At 46.8% G+C, this 14,360-nt stretch carries 14 protein-coding genes; 4 read left to right on the forward strand and 10 right to left on the reverse strand.

Features of this window, described 5'->3' with window-relative positions; all coding sequences use genetic code 11:
* Positions 1 to 63 precede the first annotated feature (63 nt).
* Positions 64 to 2,862: a TonB-dependent receptor gene (locus B5D42_RS00675; protein WP_078829499.1), complete on the forward strand. Its 2,799-nt coding sequence runs from the start codon at positions 64 to 66 to the stop codon at positions 2,860 to 2,862.
* 47 nt (positions 2,863 to 2,909) lie between these two features.
* Here the strand turns inward: B5D42_RS00675 and B5D42_RS00680 are convergent, their stop codons facing one another.
* The 8 genes from B5D42_RS00680 to B5D42_RS00715 all read right to left on the reverse strand — a co-directional run bounded on the left by B5D42_RS00680 (position 2,910) and on the right by B5D42_RS00715 (position 9,406).
* Positions 2,910 to 3,695 (reverse strand): TIGR02757 family protein, encoded by a 786-nt coding sequence (locus tag B5D42_RS00680; RefSeq protein ID WP_078829500.1) that lies wholly within the window; start codon positions 3,693 to 3,695, stop codon positions 2,910 to 2,912.
* A gap of 43 nt (positions 3,696 to 3,738) precedes the next feature.
* The gene (locus tag B5D42_RS00685) at positions 3,739 to 4,407 is read right to left on the reverse strand and encodes a head GIN domain-containing protein (RefSeq protein WP_078829501.1); all 669 of its coding nucleotides are present in this window, start codon (positions 4,405 to 4,407) and stop codon (positions 3,739 to 3,741) included.
* A 162-nt stretch (positions 4,408 to 4,569) separates the two neighbouring features.
* On the reverse strand, positions 4,570 to 5,805 hold the full coding sequence (locus B5D42_RS00690) for a cystathionine gamma-synthase (RefSeq protein ID WP_441295783.1): 1,236 nt from the start codon (positions 5,803 to 5,805) through the stop codon (positions 4,570 to 4,572).
* Positions 5,735 to 6,340: a DUF2911 domain-containing protein gene (locus B5D42_RS00695; RefSeq protein ID WP_078829954.1), complete on the reverse strand. Its 606-nt coding sequence runs from the start codon at positions 6,338 to 6,340 to the stop codon at positions 5,735 to 5,737. The genes B5D42_RS00690 and B5D42_RS00695 overlap by 71 nt, the downstream gene beginning before the upstream one ends.
* Before the next feature lie 14 nt (positions 6,341 to 6,354).
* On the reverse strand, positions 6,355 to 6,963 hold the full coding sequence (locus tag B5D42_RS00700; protein WP_078829503.1) for an acyl carrier protein phosphodiesterase: 609 nt from the start codon (positions 6,961 to 6,963) through the stop codon (positions 6,355 to 6,357).
* Between the two features lie 66 nt (positions 6,964 to 7,029).
* Positions 7,030 to 8,466: an alpha/beta hydrolase family protein gene (locus B5D42_RS00705; RefSeq protein WP_078829504.1), complete on the reverse strand. Its 1,437-nt coding sequence runs from the start codon at positions 8,464 to 8,466 to the stop codon at positions 7,030 to 7,032.
* Positions 8,463 to 9,137 carry an SdpI family protein gene (locus B5D42_RS00710; RefSeq protein ID WP_176112863.1) on the reverse strand — a complete coding sequence of 225 codons (675 nt, stop codon included), beginning with the start codon at positions 9,135 to 9,137 and terminating at the stop codon, positions 8,463 to 8,465. Before B5D42_RS00710 ends, B5D42_RS00705 begins: the two co-directional genes overlap by 4 nt.
* Positions 9,134 to 9,406, reverse strand: coding sequence for an autorepressor SdpR family transcription factor (locus B5D42_RS00715; RefSeq protein ID WP_078829506.1), 273 nt, complete (start codon positions 9,404 to 9,406; stop codon positions 9,134 to 9,136). Before B5D42_RS00715 ends, B5D42_RS00710 begins: the two co-directional genes overlap by 4 nt.
* Positions 9,407 to 9,757: 351 nt before the next feature.
* On the opposite strand from B5D42_RS00715, the gene B5D42_RS00720 reads away from it, so the two are divergent.
* Positions 9,758 to 10,195, forward strand: coding sequence for a hypothetical protein (locus B5D42_RS00720; protein WP_078829507.1), 438 nt, complete (start codon positions 9,758 to 9,760; stop codon positions 10,193 to 10,195).
* Between the two features lie 63 nt (positions 10,196 to 10,258).
* On the opposite strand, the gene paaE is transcribed toward B5D42_RS00720, so the two are convergent.
* Both paaE and B5D42_RS00730 read right to left on the reverse strand, forming a co-directional pair.
* Positions 10,259 to 11,338 (reverse strand): 1,2-phenylacetyl-CoA epoxidase subunit PaaE, encoded by a 1,080-nt coding sequence (gene paaE, locus B5D42_RS00725; protein WP_078829508.1) that lies wholly within the window; start codon positions 11,336 to 11,338, stop codon positions 10,259 to 10,261.
* Between the two features lie 25 nt (positions 11,339 to 11,363).
* Positions 11,364 to 11,957, reverse strand: a complete 594-nt coding sequence (locus B5D42_RS00730) for a TetR/AcrR family transcriptional regulator (RefSeq protein WP_078829509.1) — start codon at positions 11,955 to 11,957, stop codon at positions 11,364 to 11,366.
* Positions 11,958 to 12,150: 193 nt separating this feature from the next.
* On the opposite strand from B5D42_RS00730, the gene B5D42_RS00735 reads away from it, so the two are divergent.
* Both B5D42_RS00735 and B5D42_RS00740 read left to right on the forward strand, forming a co-directional pair.
* Positions 12,151 to 13,071, forward strand: coding sequence for a PfkB family carbohydrate kinase (locus B5D42_RS00735; protein WP_078829510.1), 921 nt, complete (start codon positions 12,151 to 12,153; stop codon positions 13,069 to 13,071).
* Between the two features lie 207 nt (positions 13,072 to 13,278).
* A complete protein-coding gene (locus B5D42_RS00740; RefSeq protein ID WP_078829511.1) occupies positions 13,279 to 14,268 on the forward strand; it encodes an aspartate-semialdehyde dehydrogenase in 990 nt (329 codons plus the stop codon).
* The last annotated feature ends 92 nt before the right edge of the window (positions 14,269 to 14,360 follow it).

Consider the following 14,360-nt stretch of genomic DNA (forward strand, 5'->3'; position numbering starts at 1 on the left):
CAGTTTGACCGATTTAACAACTATTTTTTTAGTTTAAACTATATTTTTAGTTATAATTGCTTTATGAAAAAACTACTAACCATTGCTGCTGCTCTTTGTATGTCGGCCATCAGTTTTGCCCAAACGGGAAATATTTCCGGCAAAGTGTCTGACAGCACAGGAAAGCAACTGTTACCACTGACCACTGTTACAGTTTTTACAGCCCGTGATACAACCGTTGTAACGTACCGGCTCACGAATGAGAACGGGGTGTTCAAAATACCGGGTCTTCCGCTGAATGTGCCGTTGCGGGTAATGGCTACTTATTCAGGGTACGAGGCATTCAGAAAAGAATTCACTTTATCGGATGCGAATCCTGGCCTTGACCTTGGGCTGGTAAAACTGATCAGCACTTCAAAAGATCTGGACGAGATCATCGTAACGGCAGAACGTCCGCCGGTCATTATCAAGAAAGACACGATCGAGTTCAATGCATCTGCATTCAAAACACTGCCAAACGGCTTAGTGGAAGATATGTTTAAAAAAGTACCGGGCATGGAAGTGGATGCAAATGGCGATCTTAAGATCAACGGCCAGAAAGTGAATCGTTTGCTGGTAGACGGGAAACGTTTTTTCGGTGATGATCCCAAAATGGCAACACGTAACCTACCGAGCAGTTTTGTAGATAAGATACAGGTGATGGATGATAAAGATGAGATGGCCCTGAACAACGATGGAGATATGAGCAAGATCGGGAAAGTGATCAACCTTACCTTAAAGAAAGGCGTTAAAAAAGGCTGGTTCGGTAAACTATATGCCGGTGGCGGTACGGATGAAAGATATGAAGCTGGCGGTATTGCCAATATCTACCGCGATACATTGCAGATGAGCCTGATCGGGTTCAGCAATAATGTAAACCGCAGCAGTTTTAATATGAAAGATGTGACACAGCTGGGCGGTTTTGAACGCAGTGGCTTTTCATCCATGTCTATCTGGAGCGGCGGCGGCCGTGATGGTTTTGCACTCAACGGTATATCATTCGGCGGAACTTCTGCAGGCCTTACACGTGCAACCGGGGCCGGTGTTAACCTCAATCACGCCCCTAATAAAAACCTCTCATTCTTCGGACAATTCTTTTACGGGAACACCAGGTCTGTGGTAGAATCTGAAAGCAATGCACAGAAGTTCATCGGCGATACTACCATCAATACCCGTAACCGCAACCAGGCGCTCAATACCGGTAATTCATACAATGTAAATGCCGGAACCAACTGGCGGCCTGATTCTCTCACCAACATCACTTTCAGTGCATCGTTCAGCTATATAGGAAATGGAAGCAATGGTACAAACACAACGGTGGTTGTGAACAATAAGCTCGGGGCGCTTACCAATGTAGATGGCTCGTCTAATTCAGACGCATTCAACCGCGCCTATTATCATAGTTTTTCCCTTACGCGGCGTTTCAGGAAAAAAACCAGGAACCTGTCTATATACCATTCGCTGAACCTCGCAACGAACCCGGTTAATTATATTACGGAGACGGATAACGACTTTTTCTATCCCACCTCATATACCACATTCTTCCGTCAGCTCAGAACCACCAATGCGCCTTCCACCAGCATGAACCTCAATGCAAACTACAGCGACCAGCTTTCAAAGATTGTTACACTGAGGATCAACCAGCGTGTGGATTACGGCAAGCAGGTGCAGGATGTGTATACATTCGGAAAACATGTGAATACAAACGAATACGACAGCCTGGATATGAGCCTGAGCCGCGGACTGCAACGTGAGCAAACGCGCTGGAACAATAATGTTGCATTGAGCTACAAACTGAACAAAGTTACCTTGAACACGGGTTTTACCTGGCTGCAGCAATGGATCAATAACAGCTTTTCGATATTACCCGGCACCAATTCGAGGAATCATTATTCCGACCTGCTGTTGGGCGTAAGTCTTAACTGGAAGCGATTCAGTTTCGGTTTCTCGCAGGATGTCTTTGCACCATCGATCAGCTACATGGCGCCGGTTCCTGATAATTCAAACCCGTTCAATATCATGTATGGAAATCCGGCGCTCAATCCGTCAAAACGTAGCAGTTTAAACCTGAATGGTACCATCTACAATGTTAAGACAAGCACCACCATCAGCTTCAATGTGAATACAGGGTTTACAGACAATGCGGTTATCTATGATGTAACGCTCGGCAGCAACGGTGTACAAACCAATACGCCGATCAATGTGAATGGTTTATTCAGTACCAATGGTAGTCTCAGGTATTCAAGACAGTTCAAGAATAACCAGCGGTTCATATTCACCCTGGCGCCCAGCTTATTTGCCAACTACAGCAAAACGCCGATGTTGTTCAACAAGAACATGAGTGACGTGCGTGTGGTGAGTATTACACCTACCATGGCCATTACTGCCAACTGGAAAGACAAGGTAGAGCTGAGTTCTTCTTACAATCCAACCATTTCAAAAAGTACTTATTCCAACCAGCAGTTTAAAAGCACATCTCTTACCACGCATAATATCAACAGCGAAATCATCGTCCGGTTGCCTGAAAAATTTGTGTGGGAAACGAATGCTTCTTACCGGTACAACAGTATTACGGCGCCTGGCATACCTAAAACAAATATCTACTGGAATGCTGCGCTGAGCCTGCTGATGCTGAAAGAAGATAAAGGCGTGCTGAAACTGGCGGTATACGATATTCTCAACAGGAATAATTATGTTACCCGCGCCATTACATCAAATACCATTAATGATTTCTCCAGTAATGTGCTTCAAAGATATTTTATGCTGTCGTTTACTTATAATGTGCGTAACATGGGTGCTGCCAAACAAAAAATAGGCGGCAGAGAAAGGTTGCTCCTTTTCTGAGAACCTGCTCAGCTAATTGTGGCCGGCCTTTTAACAGGGCCGGCTTTTTATTGGAAGCGTTCAACCACACCCAATGCAAAAAGGGCAAAATCGTATTTCACAGGGTCTATAGGATCCAGTTCGCGTAAGTGTGCTGTGAGTTCAACCGCAGCCAGCCAGTCCGTCTGTTTCCTGCTGAGTAAATTGAAATGGCGTACTACCCGCGCCACATGCAGGTCTACCGGGCAGATCAGTTGTGACGGAGCGATACGTTTCCATAACCCCAGATCCACGCCATTGTTATCATTGCGTACCATCCAGCGCAGGAACATGTTGAGCCTTTTACAGGTAGATCCTTTATAAGGTGCTGCAATATGTTTACGTGTTCTGCCGGGCACATGTTCCAGGGAAAAGAAATAATGATGAAACCGGTTCAGCGCGGCTTCCATACTGAAAGCGCCGTTCTCCTCTGCATCTATCATAAAGGCAGCTTCGAGAGAATCCTGCTGTTCATAATGAAACCGGAAAAATTCAACGAAGTATAAGAGATCGGTTGCAGTAAATGTTCTGTGTTTGAATGATTCGAGCCGCTTCAGTTCACTGGCACCTGCATTGCGGCAAAATTCGTATGGCGCATTGCTCATCAGCGACATGAGTTCTTTCGATTTGTTGATAATGGTAGTGCGGTTACCCCATGCAAAAACAGCTGCAAAAAAACCGGCGATCTCCTGGTCCTGTTTACGTGTAAAAAGATGCGGGATGCATACCGGGTCTTCGAGAAGAAATGCAGGCCGGTTATACTGCGCTGCTTTTTCATCCAGGAATTTTTTCAGATCGAACTTGCTTTGCGCCACTTAGTAGAATTTTAATGCTCAAAGCACAAAGATATTGAAATAGCTACGGGCGCTTTCTCACCCTGCCGTTGCCGCTGATCTGTGTATCTACCGAACCGGGGCTGCCCCAGTAATCAATACTGCCCGAACCGTTGATGCGTGCGGTCAGTTTTTGCAAACAGTTCACTTCGATATTGCCGGAACCATGGATATCTGCCACCACTTCGCCCGCAGGGATAGCGGATGCGCGGATATTACCCGATCCGTTCACTTCAAATGCTGCTTTATTGAATGCGGAATTACCGATATCGATATTACCCGATCCGTTGATGCGGATCTTCAGGCTGGTACCTGTAAGAAAACCATTGATGCTCACAGCGCCGGAGCCATGTATCAGAACCGATTTGATATCCGGTACTATTACCTGCACTTTGATATTGTTCTTCCTGATATTATAAACATCGTCGTTAAAGCCAAGCACCAGCAACCTGTTTGCGACACTTGTCCTGTAAACGGGAACCAGGTTCTCGTATCCGCTCACAGTCACCTGCTGTAAAGTACCCTGCCTGATTTCCAGGTCGGCATCGCCGTCTATCCTCACTTCATCAAATGCAGAAACCTGTCTGTTCTCGGTAATAATGGCCCCGCTGCCCGTAAGATATTTTGTGCAGGCAGCAGCCACCAGGCAAATGCTGCATACAAAAAATGCTGCTTTCAATAAGGACCGTTTCATCGTGGGTAACTATTGATAAGAAGTAAAGTTCCGGCAGCGGTTGACAGACTTTCTGTCTTATTGAGGGAACGGCAATTTTTAGCGGATGAAATGTAGAAAAAGAGGATAAGAGCACCGGCTCTTATCCTCTTTTTATGATGACCCACATATTCATGTGATCTCCTAACCGATCGCCTGTGCGAGGTCTGCAATCAGGTCTGCGGCATCTTCAATGCCTACGCTCAACCTGATCAGGCTGTCGCTCAGCCCGTTTTTGATACGCTCTTCACGCGGTATGGAAGCATGCGTCATGGATGCCGGGTGGTTAATGAGAGATTCAACACCACCAAGGCTTTCCGCAAGCGCAAAGATGCGGGTAGCCGCGAGCACTCTTTTTGCTTCATCCACACTGTCGTCTTTCAGTTCAAAGCTCATCATTCCGCCGAAGCCGCGCATTTGTTTCGATGCAACTGCATAACCCGGATGATCTTCAAAACCGCTCCAGTATACTTTGCCTACTTTGGAATGGTTGCGCAGGTAATGTGCTACTTTTTCGCCGTTCTCGCAATGGCGCTGCATGCGTACATGCAGGGTTTTGATGCCTCTTAACACGAGGAAGCAGTCCATCGGGCCGGGAACAGCGCCGCAGCTTTTCTGTATGAAATACAATTTCTCTCTTAATGCTTCATCATTCATCACCAGGCAACCCTGTATCACATCGCTGTGGCCGCCGAGGTATTTGGTAGCAGAATGCATCACAATATCGGCACCAAGATCGAGCGGGTTCTGGAGGTAAGGAGAAGCGAAAGTATTGTCTACACAAAGCAGCACATTGGCCGCAGAAGCGATAGCTGCTACTGCCGCGATATCGGTAATGTTCATCAGCGGATTGGTCGGCGTTTCTATCCAGATCAGTTTTGTTGCCGGGGAAAGTGCTTTGCTGATATTGGAAACATCAGTGGTATCCACATAAGTGAACCTGATCCCGTATTTCGCGAATATTTTGGTGAACAGACGATAAGTGCCGCCGTACATGTCATTGGCCGCGATCACTTCATCGCCGGGTTCCAGCAGTTTGATCACAGCATCCGTAGCTGCTACGCCGCTGCCGAATGCAAGGCCGAACTTGCCGTTCTCGATCTGTGCGTACGCATCTTCCAGCGCTTTGCGGGTTGGATTCTGGCTTCTCGCATATTCATAGCCCTTGTTTACACCTGGCGCTTCCTGTACGTAGGTTGATGTCTGGTAGATCGGTGTCATGATGGCTCCTGTTGAAGGATCCGGCTCCGTGCCTGCATGTATATATTTGGTAGCAAGTTTCATGGGAATATGTTTATGGTTTGAAAAATTAGTTCTTTTTAACGGCTGCCGGTTTTTTAACAGGTGCGGCAGGTTCTGCTTCAGTGATCGGCAACACAGCTTTCACATCATCCCATAAGATGATCATGTTTGCTCCGTTCTTCGTATCATCGAAATAAATAGTAAAAGCTTCCACGTTATCTGCGGTTTTGTCTACTTCTACATCCGTTCTGAGCACATCTTTACGGCTGTCGTAGGTAAAGTTCCCCCAGCAGTAATTATCCTTGCTCAGGATCAGGGTCCATTTATTTTCAGCCGGAATACAATACAGCGTATAGCGCCCCCTGGTTACCGGTTTGCCCGAAACTTTTACGTTCCTGAAGAATTCTATCTCCGTTGCTTCATTAGCCCCGAGACGCCAGAGTTCATTGTACTTCACAATAGATCCGAAAATGACCCGGCCGCTTTTGAGGGGCCTGCCATAGATCACCCGCGCTTCAGGCTGGTCCTTGGCCTTGCCGCTCATTTTCAGAACCGGGTAGTTGGCCGGCCAGTAGCTCATATCCATGGGTGATTTATCGAGCTCTGTCGGCTTTTGTTGCGCTTCCGCACTTATTACACAGCACAGCAACAGTAAAGAGAGAATAGGTCTCATATTGTTAAATTTCATCAAAGATAAAATGACTGGTCATTCAGCAGTACATCGAATTGAGCAGCGGCAAATTTTTTAACATCCGGGAAAAAATCATCATAACAGGATTTCAATGATTCGTAATGTGTTTCAAAAAGCCGGAACACAGGTGCGGCCGTGTCCAGGTACTTCGCCCGTCTTACAACGCCTCCGAAACTTTTTTCTATTCCCCATCTGAACCGGTAATTGTAAAGCCAGTCGTGCTGCTGCATCCAGGGAAATATAAGCGCGAACTGTTCGGGTAATGACCCGTGACGGCTTTGCAGGGTACGGTAAGTAGCGGTGGTAAATTGCAGCCATTCCGCTTCGGTCATGATGGTCGGATCTAGTGCAAGGAAATGATCATACACTACGTCCATAAATGCGCCGGCATACAATCCCGATGCCGTTTTCAGGAACTGTTTGCCGGCCGCTGTTGCCGCATGGCTATCGGTGAACTCGTCTATCCGCCTGTGCAGCACGATCCCTTTCCGGATATCTGCCGGGTAATCATATTGTTTCTTTCCCTTTATAAAATCGCTGATCATATTACCCGTGAGTATGCCGGGATCACCGAAGGACAGATATGCGTGGGCGAGATAATTCATAATAAAACCAGAAAGGGCCAGTTATTACCGGCCCTTTCTGATATCAAGTTACAACATATTTCTATGTTATTGCTGTGTCGTTTTTTTAATCCAGTTACCTATCTCTTCGAGTACAGTCACGGAAAAGGTCTCTTCTATCTTATCGTATTCTGCCATCGGGCTCCAGGAGGTCTGGAACAGGTGATTGACGGCTTCAGGTTTTTTAACAGTATAATGGTTGTTGCCCGCTTTTTGTAACGCAGCTTGTATGGCGGGCAGGTTATTATTGGGCGTTACCTGTGTATCGTATTCGCCGTTGAGTGCGAGTACCGGGATCTTTATTTTGCTGAGGTTTACCGCTGGATCATAATTCAGGAAATAATTCAGCCATTTCAGCGCACGAGCTGCTTTCATCTGCTCTTCAAGCGCCAGGTATGGTTGTACGCCCGGAACAACCAGGAGCTTTTTTTCCGTTGAATCGGGCACTGCTGCCTTCCATTGTGTGTAAACTGTATTGATGCCGGCGCGGATTTCTTCATGACCGGTGCTTTTCATAAACATATTGAATACGCTGCTAAGCAGCGCCGCCGCTTTGGCATGTTCCTCTGCATTAAGTCCGGGCCGGATAAAATTCCGCTGCATCTGGTAGTTCCAGATCTCATTGCACTTAATACCCGGTGCTGCCAGCAATACAATGAAAGCAATATCCTTACGTTTTGCTGCAAGCATCGGGGCAATCATGCCTCCTTCGCTGTGCCCGATCAGACCGGTTCTTTTTTTGTCGATATCTGAACGTGTGAAGAGGTAATCGAGGCCGGCTTCTATATCGCGGGAAATTGTTTCCGTGGTGATATTGTCGATATCGCTCCCCAACTCCGATTTGCCCATACCCCTGTCATCGATGCGTAAAACAGCCAAACCCTGACGGGTAAGATAATCGGCCAGTACTGCATAGGTTTTGTGCGGGCCGGGACCTCCATCCCTGTCCTGCGACCCGCTTCCGGATATGAGGATCACGGCAGGGAAAGTGCCGGGGCCCTGCGGTTTGGTGAGTGTGGCGCCGAAGCGGACGGACTTATCGGCATTGGTATAGCTGATGTCTTCTGCCTGGTAAGGAAACGGAGGTTTGGGTGTTTGCGGTTTAACAACTACCGGTGGAGGCTGCACAGCATTATCGGAGCGGAGCAATACAAGGGGCAACCGCGCGGCGCCCTGCATGAACACGCCTGTGATGCTGTCTTTCTGATTCCACTTTCCTGTATACCCGCCCCGCATACTGGCAATTTCGGCGATCACACTATCGCCTAGTACTGTTGTTTTGGTAGCAGGTATATTGAATGCCTGCTGGTCGGGGCTGTCGAATGAAGCAATGTAAACTCCGGAAGCATTTTTAAGGTGCATTACAAAACGGAGCTTTACACCGCCTGCAGAAATCGTTCCCTGCCAGGTGCCGGTTATCTCCTGGGCCGTTACAAATGAAAAACAGGCTGTCGCAAGCAGGACAGAAAAAAAGCGTTTTATCATGAAAGGTCGTTTTTATGTTTCTGATAATACTGGTACGAGAAGATCACCGGTACCAGGCTGATGATGGCCGTAATGCTGAAGAAGGCAATCATCGACGCTTTGGCCGGTAATAACAGCGTGAGTATGCAGATAAGCAGACCGCCCGCCACCCAGCACCTGCCCGCCAAACGATGGGTGGCGCGCCAGGTGGCTTCGCTTTCCAGTGTCCAGGGTGTGCGGATACCTGCGAAATAATTAGGTTTGATGCTGTTCATGGCGTTGCCGATAAAAGCAAAGAAAAGCCCTGTTAACGGGAGGATCAGGTCTGCCTTGCCGGCGATGTCCGTTTTGCCGCCGGAGACACTGTAAATAATGAAAGCGTTCACAATAGCCAGGAATACCACTGTGCCCAACGCGATTTTTTTAAGTGTTCCTGCAGAATAACGGGCCGATTTTTTGGGGTCGATCCTGGGCAGGTATTTCATCAGCAGGTAACAAAAGATACCAACGCCGGTCATCAGTGCCTGAACGCCCAATAATTCCTTTTTACTGCCATAACGGTCAGGCTTACCATCGAGGCCGAAATGCATGGGAACCGTGTCGGCTAATGAATGGTACACCGAGGCGAGGTATACAACCGGCAGCAGGAGTAAGATCGCTGCTGCCACATCGGTCCTGGAGATTTTGCTCATAGCTTCTTTTTTTGAGTTCTGGTAAAACGGATCAACCATTGAAGGATATCATCCATCACAGAGGTATTCAAAGAATAATAAATGAACTGTCCTTCCTTCATCGCAACAACCAGCCCGGCCTGCTTCAGCAGATCCAGATGATGGGATATGCTGGGTTTGGAAATGCTGAAATGCTCCGCAATCTCTCCCGCCGTCAGGTCGCGCTCCTGCAGCAATTCCAGTATTTCCCTCCGGGTGGGGTCATTCAATGCTTTAAAAATGCTGTTCAAGGAACAAGTATTTAGACAAATGTCTAAATACTTGCCGGCATTGCAAAATAAATGTGGCACAGGCTTACCGTTCGTCCTAAAGCGGACACTGACTGTCCGCTTTAAAACACGTAAAAACAGCTTTTATAATTTCATTAAGAAAACTGTTGTAATCCTTACTGGTATTGGGTTTGAATTGAGTATTAACCTGCATTAACAATTCCTTTAACACCGTTCATAACAAAGGACTTCTGAAAGGATGATTTTAGTCACAATTGAGCTGTGCATGCCATTGCGCCGATCTACTTTTGATTTGTCAAAACGAAACGACGGTCTTTAAAAAATATTCAAATCAAAAAAAACATTCAAATCATGAAAAAGTTATTCCTGGCGGTACTGGTTGCTGCCACACTCGGTACCAGCGCTTTTGCTGCTGATGCAAACAAAGTAAGCTACAAAGTAAAAATGAGCTTCGAATCTCAGTTCTCGGATGCAAAAGATATTACCTGGAACGTAACGGAAATGTACACCCGCTTTACGTTTACCCTGAACGATGAGAAAGTAGAAGCTTTCTATTCTCCATCAGGTGAGTCGATCGGTGTAAGCCGTGCGGTTGAATTCAAAAAACTGCCACTCAACGCCGTTCAGAAGATCAAGAAAAATTACAGCGATTATACAGTGAAGGAAACGATCGAGTTTGATCGTGACGGCGACCGCGAATTCTTTGTTTCCCTTACAAAAGGTGATACCAAAAAGATCCTGAAAGTATCTGTTTACGGAAGCGTAAGCCTGTATACACCCGAAAAATAATCAATAGGTTTCTATAGTTCAGTTGGTTTAGAGGTCCCCGGCAGCAAACGGGGGCCTCTTGGTTTATTTGGCATCGAAGTCGAGCACCACCCGTTCCGTTCTCGGGTGCGACTGGCAGGTCAGTACGAAGCCCTGCTCAATTTCTTCCTGTTCAAGTCCGTAATTCACGTCCATATCCACTTCACCTTCTACCAGTTTGGCCCTGCAGGTACAGCAAACGCCGCCTTTACAGGCATAGGGCAGATCGGCACCGTTTTTCAGTGCGGCATCGAGGATGGACGGGCCTTCAAAAGGCAGTTCAAATCCGAAACTGACGCCATCTAACCGGATGGTGATGTTGCTGCTGGCATCGGGCCTGCCGCTTTTATCGCTGGCAGCCACTGTTGCTTTCTTCTGGTCCGGCGCTGTGAAGAGTTCAAAATGAATTTTTTTACTGTCTACACCAAGTTGTTCAAGCTGCGCTTTAACAGAAAAGATCATTTCTTCCGGTCCGCAGAGAAAGAAATCGTCCGTACTGCGCAGGTCGATATTTTTTTCGCAAAGGGCACTGCATTTTTCAGCATCGATCCGGCCGAAATGAATGGCCGCATCGGTCTTTTCCCTCGACAGGATATAGATGACGCGGAAGCGCGACATATACTTGTTCTTCAGCGCTTCCAGTTCTTCTTTAAAAATGATGGAATGCCTGTTCCTGTTACCGTACACAAGCGTGAAGCTGCTTCCGGGTTCTGTGCGCAAAGTGGTTTTGATGATGGAAAGCAATGGCGTAATGCCGCTTCCTGCTGCAAAACCTGTATAATTTTTACTGTTGGCGGGTGAAAGAGGAGTGAAGAACTTACCCATCGGCGGCATGGCTTCGAGCGTGTCGCCTTTTCGTAATTCCTCGTTGGCATAGGTAGAGAATGTGCCATGCGCTACCTGTTTAACGGCAATTCTCAGTTCATGATCGAGCGGACTGCTGCAAACAGAATAAGAGCGGCGGACTTCCTCACCGTTGATATGTGTACGGAGCGTAATGTACTGGCCCTGGGTATAAGCGAAGGTTTCCTGCAGTTGGGCAGGGATATCGAAGCTGATGGATACACAATCGTTGGTTTCCCTGCGGATATCTTTCACTTTTACAGGGTGGAAATGGAGCGACATAAATAAAGACTTTAAAACCGGCAGACTATTTATTGGTTAAACCGCCGGCCAGTATAGTGATCATATTTTCTTCCAGTTCGGCGGCACTGATCCGTTGGGTGGAACGGTGCCAGCTTTCAATGCCGCTGATGGCGTGCAGCATGATGAGAACAGCCGTAGGTGCATCAATTTTTTTGATCTCCTTCTCCCGGATACCGGTTTCAATGATGGAGGCGAAACGTTTGCGGTAGATCCTGCGCTGGTTCTGGTAGTTAGACAGGTAAGGATCTGCCAGGTGTTTCCATTCGCGGTCACTCACATATACTTCTTCATAGTGATGGATCATTTCATTGATATGAAAGCGCAGCAGTTTTTCGATCTTCTCGAGTGAACTGCTGTTTTCGCGTTCAATTTCATCGATATTATGCATGAAACGGTTAGCAACACTGAAGCAGAGTTCATGCAGTAATTCTGTTTTTGATTTGATGTGATTGTAAAGGCTGGCGGCCTCAACACCCACAGCCTCGGCCAGGTCGCGCATACTGGCTGCTTTAAATCCTTTTTCCCTGAACAGGGACGCGGCTTTTGCCACGATCACTTCCTTACGCGAGATATTTTTTTCTGTTTTGATTCTTGCCATGATGCGAATATAATATACTAACGTATGTTAGCGAAATAAATATAGACTGAAATGGGCGCTCGTTAGTTTTTAAATGCGCTTTTATTTGTTTTTGGCACGGAAGTATGGGTGGAAGCCTTTAAAATAGCGGGCTGATTATATTATTTAGCTATAAAATACGTTAGCTTCGCACCCCGATAACAAACCCATAAATATGTCTTTAGTAGTTGTCGGATCTATGGCTTTCGATGCCATTGAAACTCCGTTCGGTAAAAGTGATAAAATCATTGGCGGTGCAGGAACTTATATAGCCTGGTGCGCATCCAATTTCACATCAGTAAAACAGATATCCGTAGTAGGCGGCGATTTCCCGCAGGAAGAGCTGGATGCACTTACCAGCCGCAAAGTAAACCTGGAAGGTGTTCAGATCAAAAAAGACGAAAAGACATTCTTCTGGAGCGGACGTTATCATATGGATATGAACAGCCGCGATACACTGGATACACAGCTGAACGTGCTGGAAAATTTTCAGCCAGTTGTGCCCGAAAGCTACCAGGATTGCGAATTCCTGATGCTGGGTAACCTGGTTCCGGCTGTACAACGCAGTGTGATAGAGCAGCTGAAAACACGTCCCAAACTGATCGTAATGGATACCATGAATTTCTGGATGGAAATTGCCATGGACGATCTGAAGCAGACTATCTCAATGGTAGATGTATTACTGGTGAACGACAGTGAAGCAAGGCAGCTGAGCGGCGAATACTCCCTGGTAAAAGCTGCAGCAGCCATCATGAAAATGGGGCCTAAATACCTGATCATTAAAAAAGGCGAGCACGGCGCACTGCTGTTCCATCAGAATAAAGTGTTCTTTGCACCTGCGCTTCCGCTGGAAGAAGTGTTTGACCCAACCGGCGCGGGAGATACATTTGCCGGTGGCTTTATCGGTCATATCGCACGTACAAAAGACATTTCTTTCGAGAACATGAAAACTGCCATCATCATCGGCAGCGCCATGGCCTCTTACTGTGTTGAGAAATTCGGCACCGAAAGGTTAAGGGAGATCGGTAAAGCTGATATCGATGAAAGGCTGTCGCAGTTTGTACAACTGGTTAATTTCGACATTGACCTCGTATAAAGAATCTGAAAAAATTTTGCTTCAGCAAAAAAAGGATTACATTCGCTATACAATGATGACAACGAAACATACAAAACGTATTAAGATGCTCTCCTGACGGGAAGTGCCTGAACGTTTGTGTATGATAAATATACTTGAGGCCTTCCCGAAACGGGGAGGCCTTTTGATTTTAAGCACCATAAAACAAACCAATAAACCCAAAACAAAATGAAAGTAGCTGTTGTAGGCGCTACCGGACTGGTAGGCACCAAAATGTTACAGGTTCTGGCCGAACGGAATTTTCCCGTAACAGAATTGATTCCCGTGGCTTCTGAAAGATCAGTAGGCAAGGAAGTAACTTTTAAGGGCAAAAATTATAAGGTAGTGAGCATGGAAGACGGCATCGCAGCCGCTCCTGCAGTAGCCATTTTTTCTGCCGGCGGAAGCACTTCGCTGGAATGGGCGCCAAAGTTTGCAGCAGCAGGCATCCGTGTGATCGATAATTCTTCTGCATGGCGTATGGATCCGTCAAAAAAACTGGTGGTACCTGAAGTGAATGCAGATGTACTCACCAAAGACGATTATATCATCGCTAACCCGAATTGCTCTACTATCCAGATGGTGGTTGCCCTGCAGCCCCTGCATGCAAAATACAGGATCAAAAGAGTTGTGGTAAGCACTTATCAGAGTGTTACCGGAACCGGTAAAAAAGCCGTAGACCAGCTTTTCAACGAACGCAGCGGTAAAGAAGGGGAGATGGCATATAAATACCAGATCGATCTGAATGTGATCCCGCAGATCGATGTGTTCATGGACAACGGCTACACCAAGGAAGAAATGAAAATGGTGAACGAAACCAAAAAGATCATGAAAGATGATAGCATACGTGTAACCGCTACAACCGTCCGGATCCCTGTGGTGGGCGGTCATAGCGAAAGCGTGAATGTTGAATTCGAAAATGATTTTGACCTGGAGGAAGTGAAGGCCTTGCTGGCTGCCGCTCCTGGTATTATTGTGGAGAACGACGATGCGAACCAGCTCTACCCGATGCCGATGAATGCACATGAAAAAGATGAAGTATTTGTAGGCCGCCTCCGGCGGGATGAAACACAGGCCAATACGCTTAATATGTGGATCGTAAGCGATAACCTGCGCAAAGGTGCTGCCACCAATGCGGTACAGATCGCTGAATACCTGCAGCAGCAGGGACTTTTATAGCCAGTAACCTTGTGAGTGAATAATGATCCGCTGATGCGGATCGGCCGTGCCTGTGCAAACAGGCATGGCTTTTTTATATCTTTAAGACATAA

This window comes from Sediminibacterium ginsengisoli (assembly GCF_900167075.1).
GTDB classification, from domain to species: domain Bacteria; phylum Bacteroidota; class Bacteroidia; order Chitinophagales; family Chitinophagaceae; genus Sediminibacterium; species Sediminibacterium ginsengisoli.

Bases quoted from the DNA above. Each gene is read 5' to 3' on its own strand.
- B5D42_RS00710 (WP_176112863.1), bottom strand. From the start codon at position 9,137: ATGAGCAAAATCTCCAGGACCGATGTGGCAGCAGCGATCTTACTCCTG.
- B5D42_RS00675 (WP_078829499.1), top strand. From the start codon at position 64: ATGAAAAAACTACTAACCATTGCTGCTGCTCTTTGTATGTCGGCCATC.
- B5D42_RS00700 (WP_078829503.1), bottom strand. From the start codon at position 6,963: ATGAATTATCTCGCCCACGCATATCTGTCCTTCGGTGATCCCGGCATA.
- B5D42_RS00685 (WP_078829501.1), bottom strand. From the start codon at position 4,407: ATGAAACGGTCCTTATTGAAAGCAGCATTTTTTGTATGCAGCATTTGC.
- B5D42_RS00705 (WP_078829504.1), bottom strand. From the start codon at position 8,466: ATGATAAAACGCTTTTTTTCTGTCCTGCTTGCGACAGCCTGTTTTTCA.
- B5D42_RS00720 (WP_078829507.1), top strand. From the start codon at position 9,758: ATGAAAAAGTTATTCCTGGCGGTACTGGTTGCTGCCACACTCGGTACC.
- paaE (WP_078829508.1), bottom strand. From the start codon at position 11,338: ATGTCGCTCCATTTCCACCCTGTAAAAGTGAAAGATATCCGCAGGGAA.
- B5D42_RS00695 (WP_078829954.1), bottom strand. From the start codon at position 6,340: ATGAGACCTATTCTCTCTTTACTGTTGCTGTGCTGTGTAATAAGTGCG.
- B5D42_RS00740 (WP_078829511.1), top strand. From the start codon at position 13,279: ATGAAAGTAGCTGTTGTAGGCGCTACCGGACTGGTAGGCACCAAAATG.
- B5D42_RS00735 (WP_078829510.1), top strand. From the start codon at position 12,151: ATGTCTTTAGTAGTTGTCGGATCTATGGCTTTCGATGCCATTGAAACT.
- B5D42_RS00730 (WP_078829509.1), bottom strand. From the start codon at position 11,957: ATGGCAAGAATCAAAACAGAAAAAAATATCTCGCGTAAGGAAGTGATC.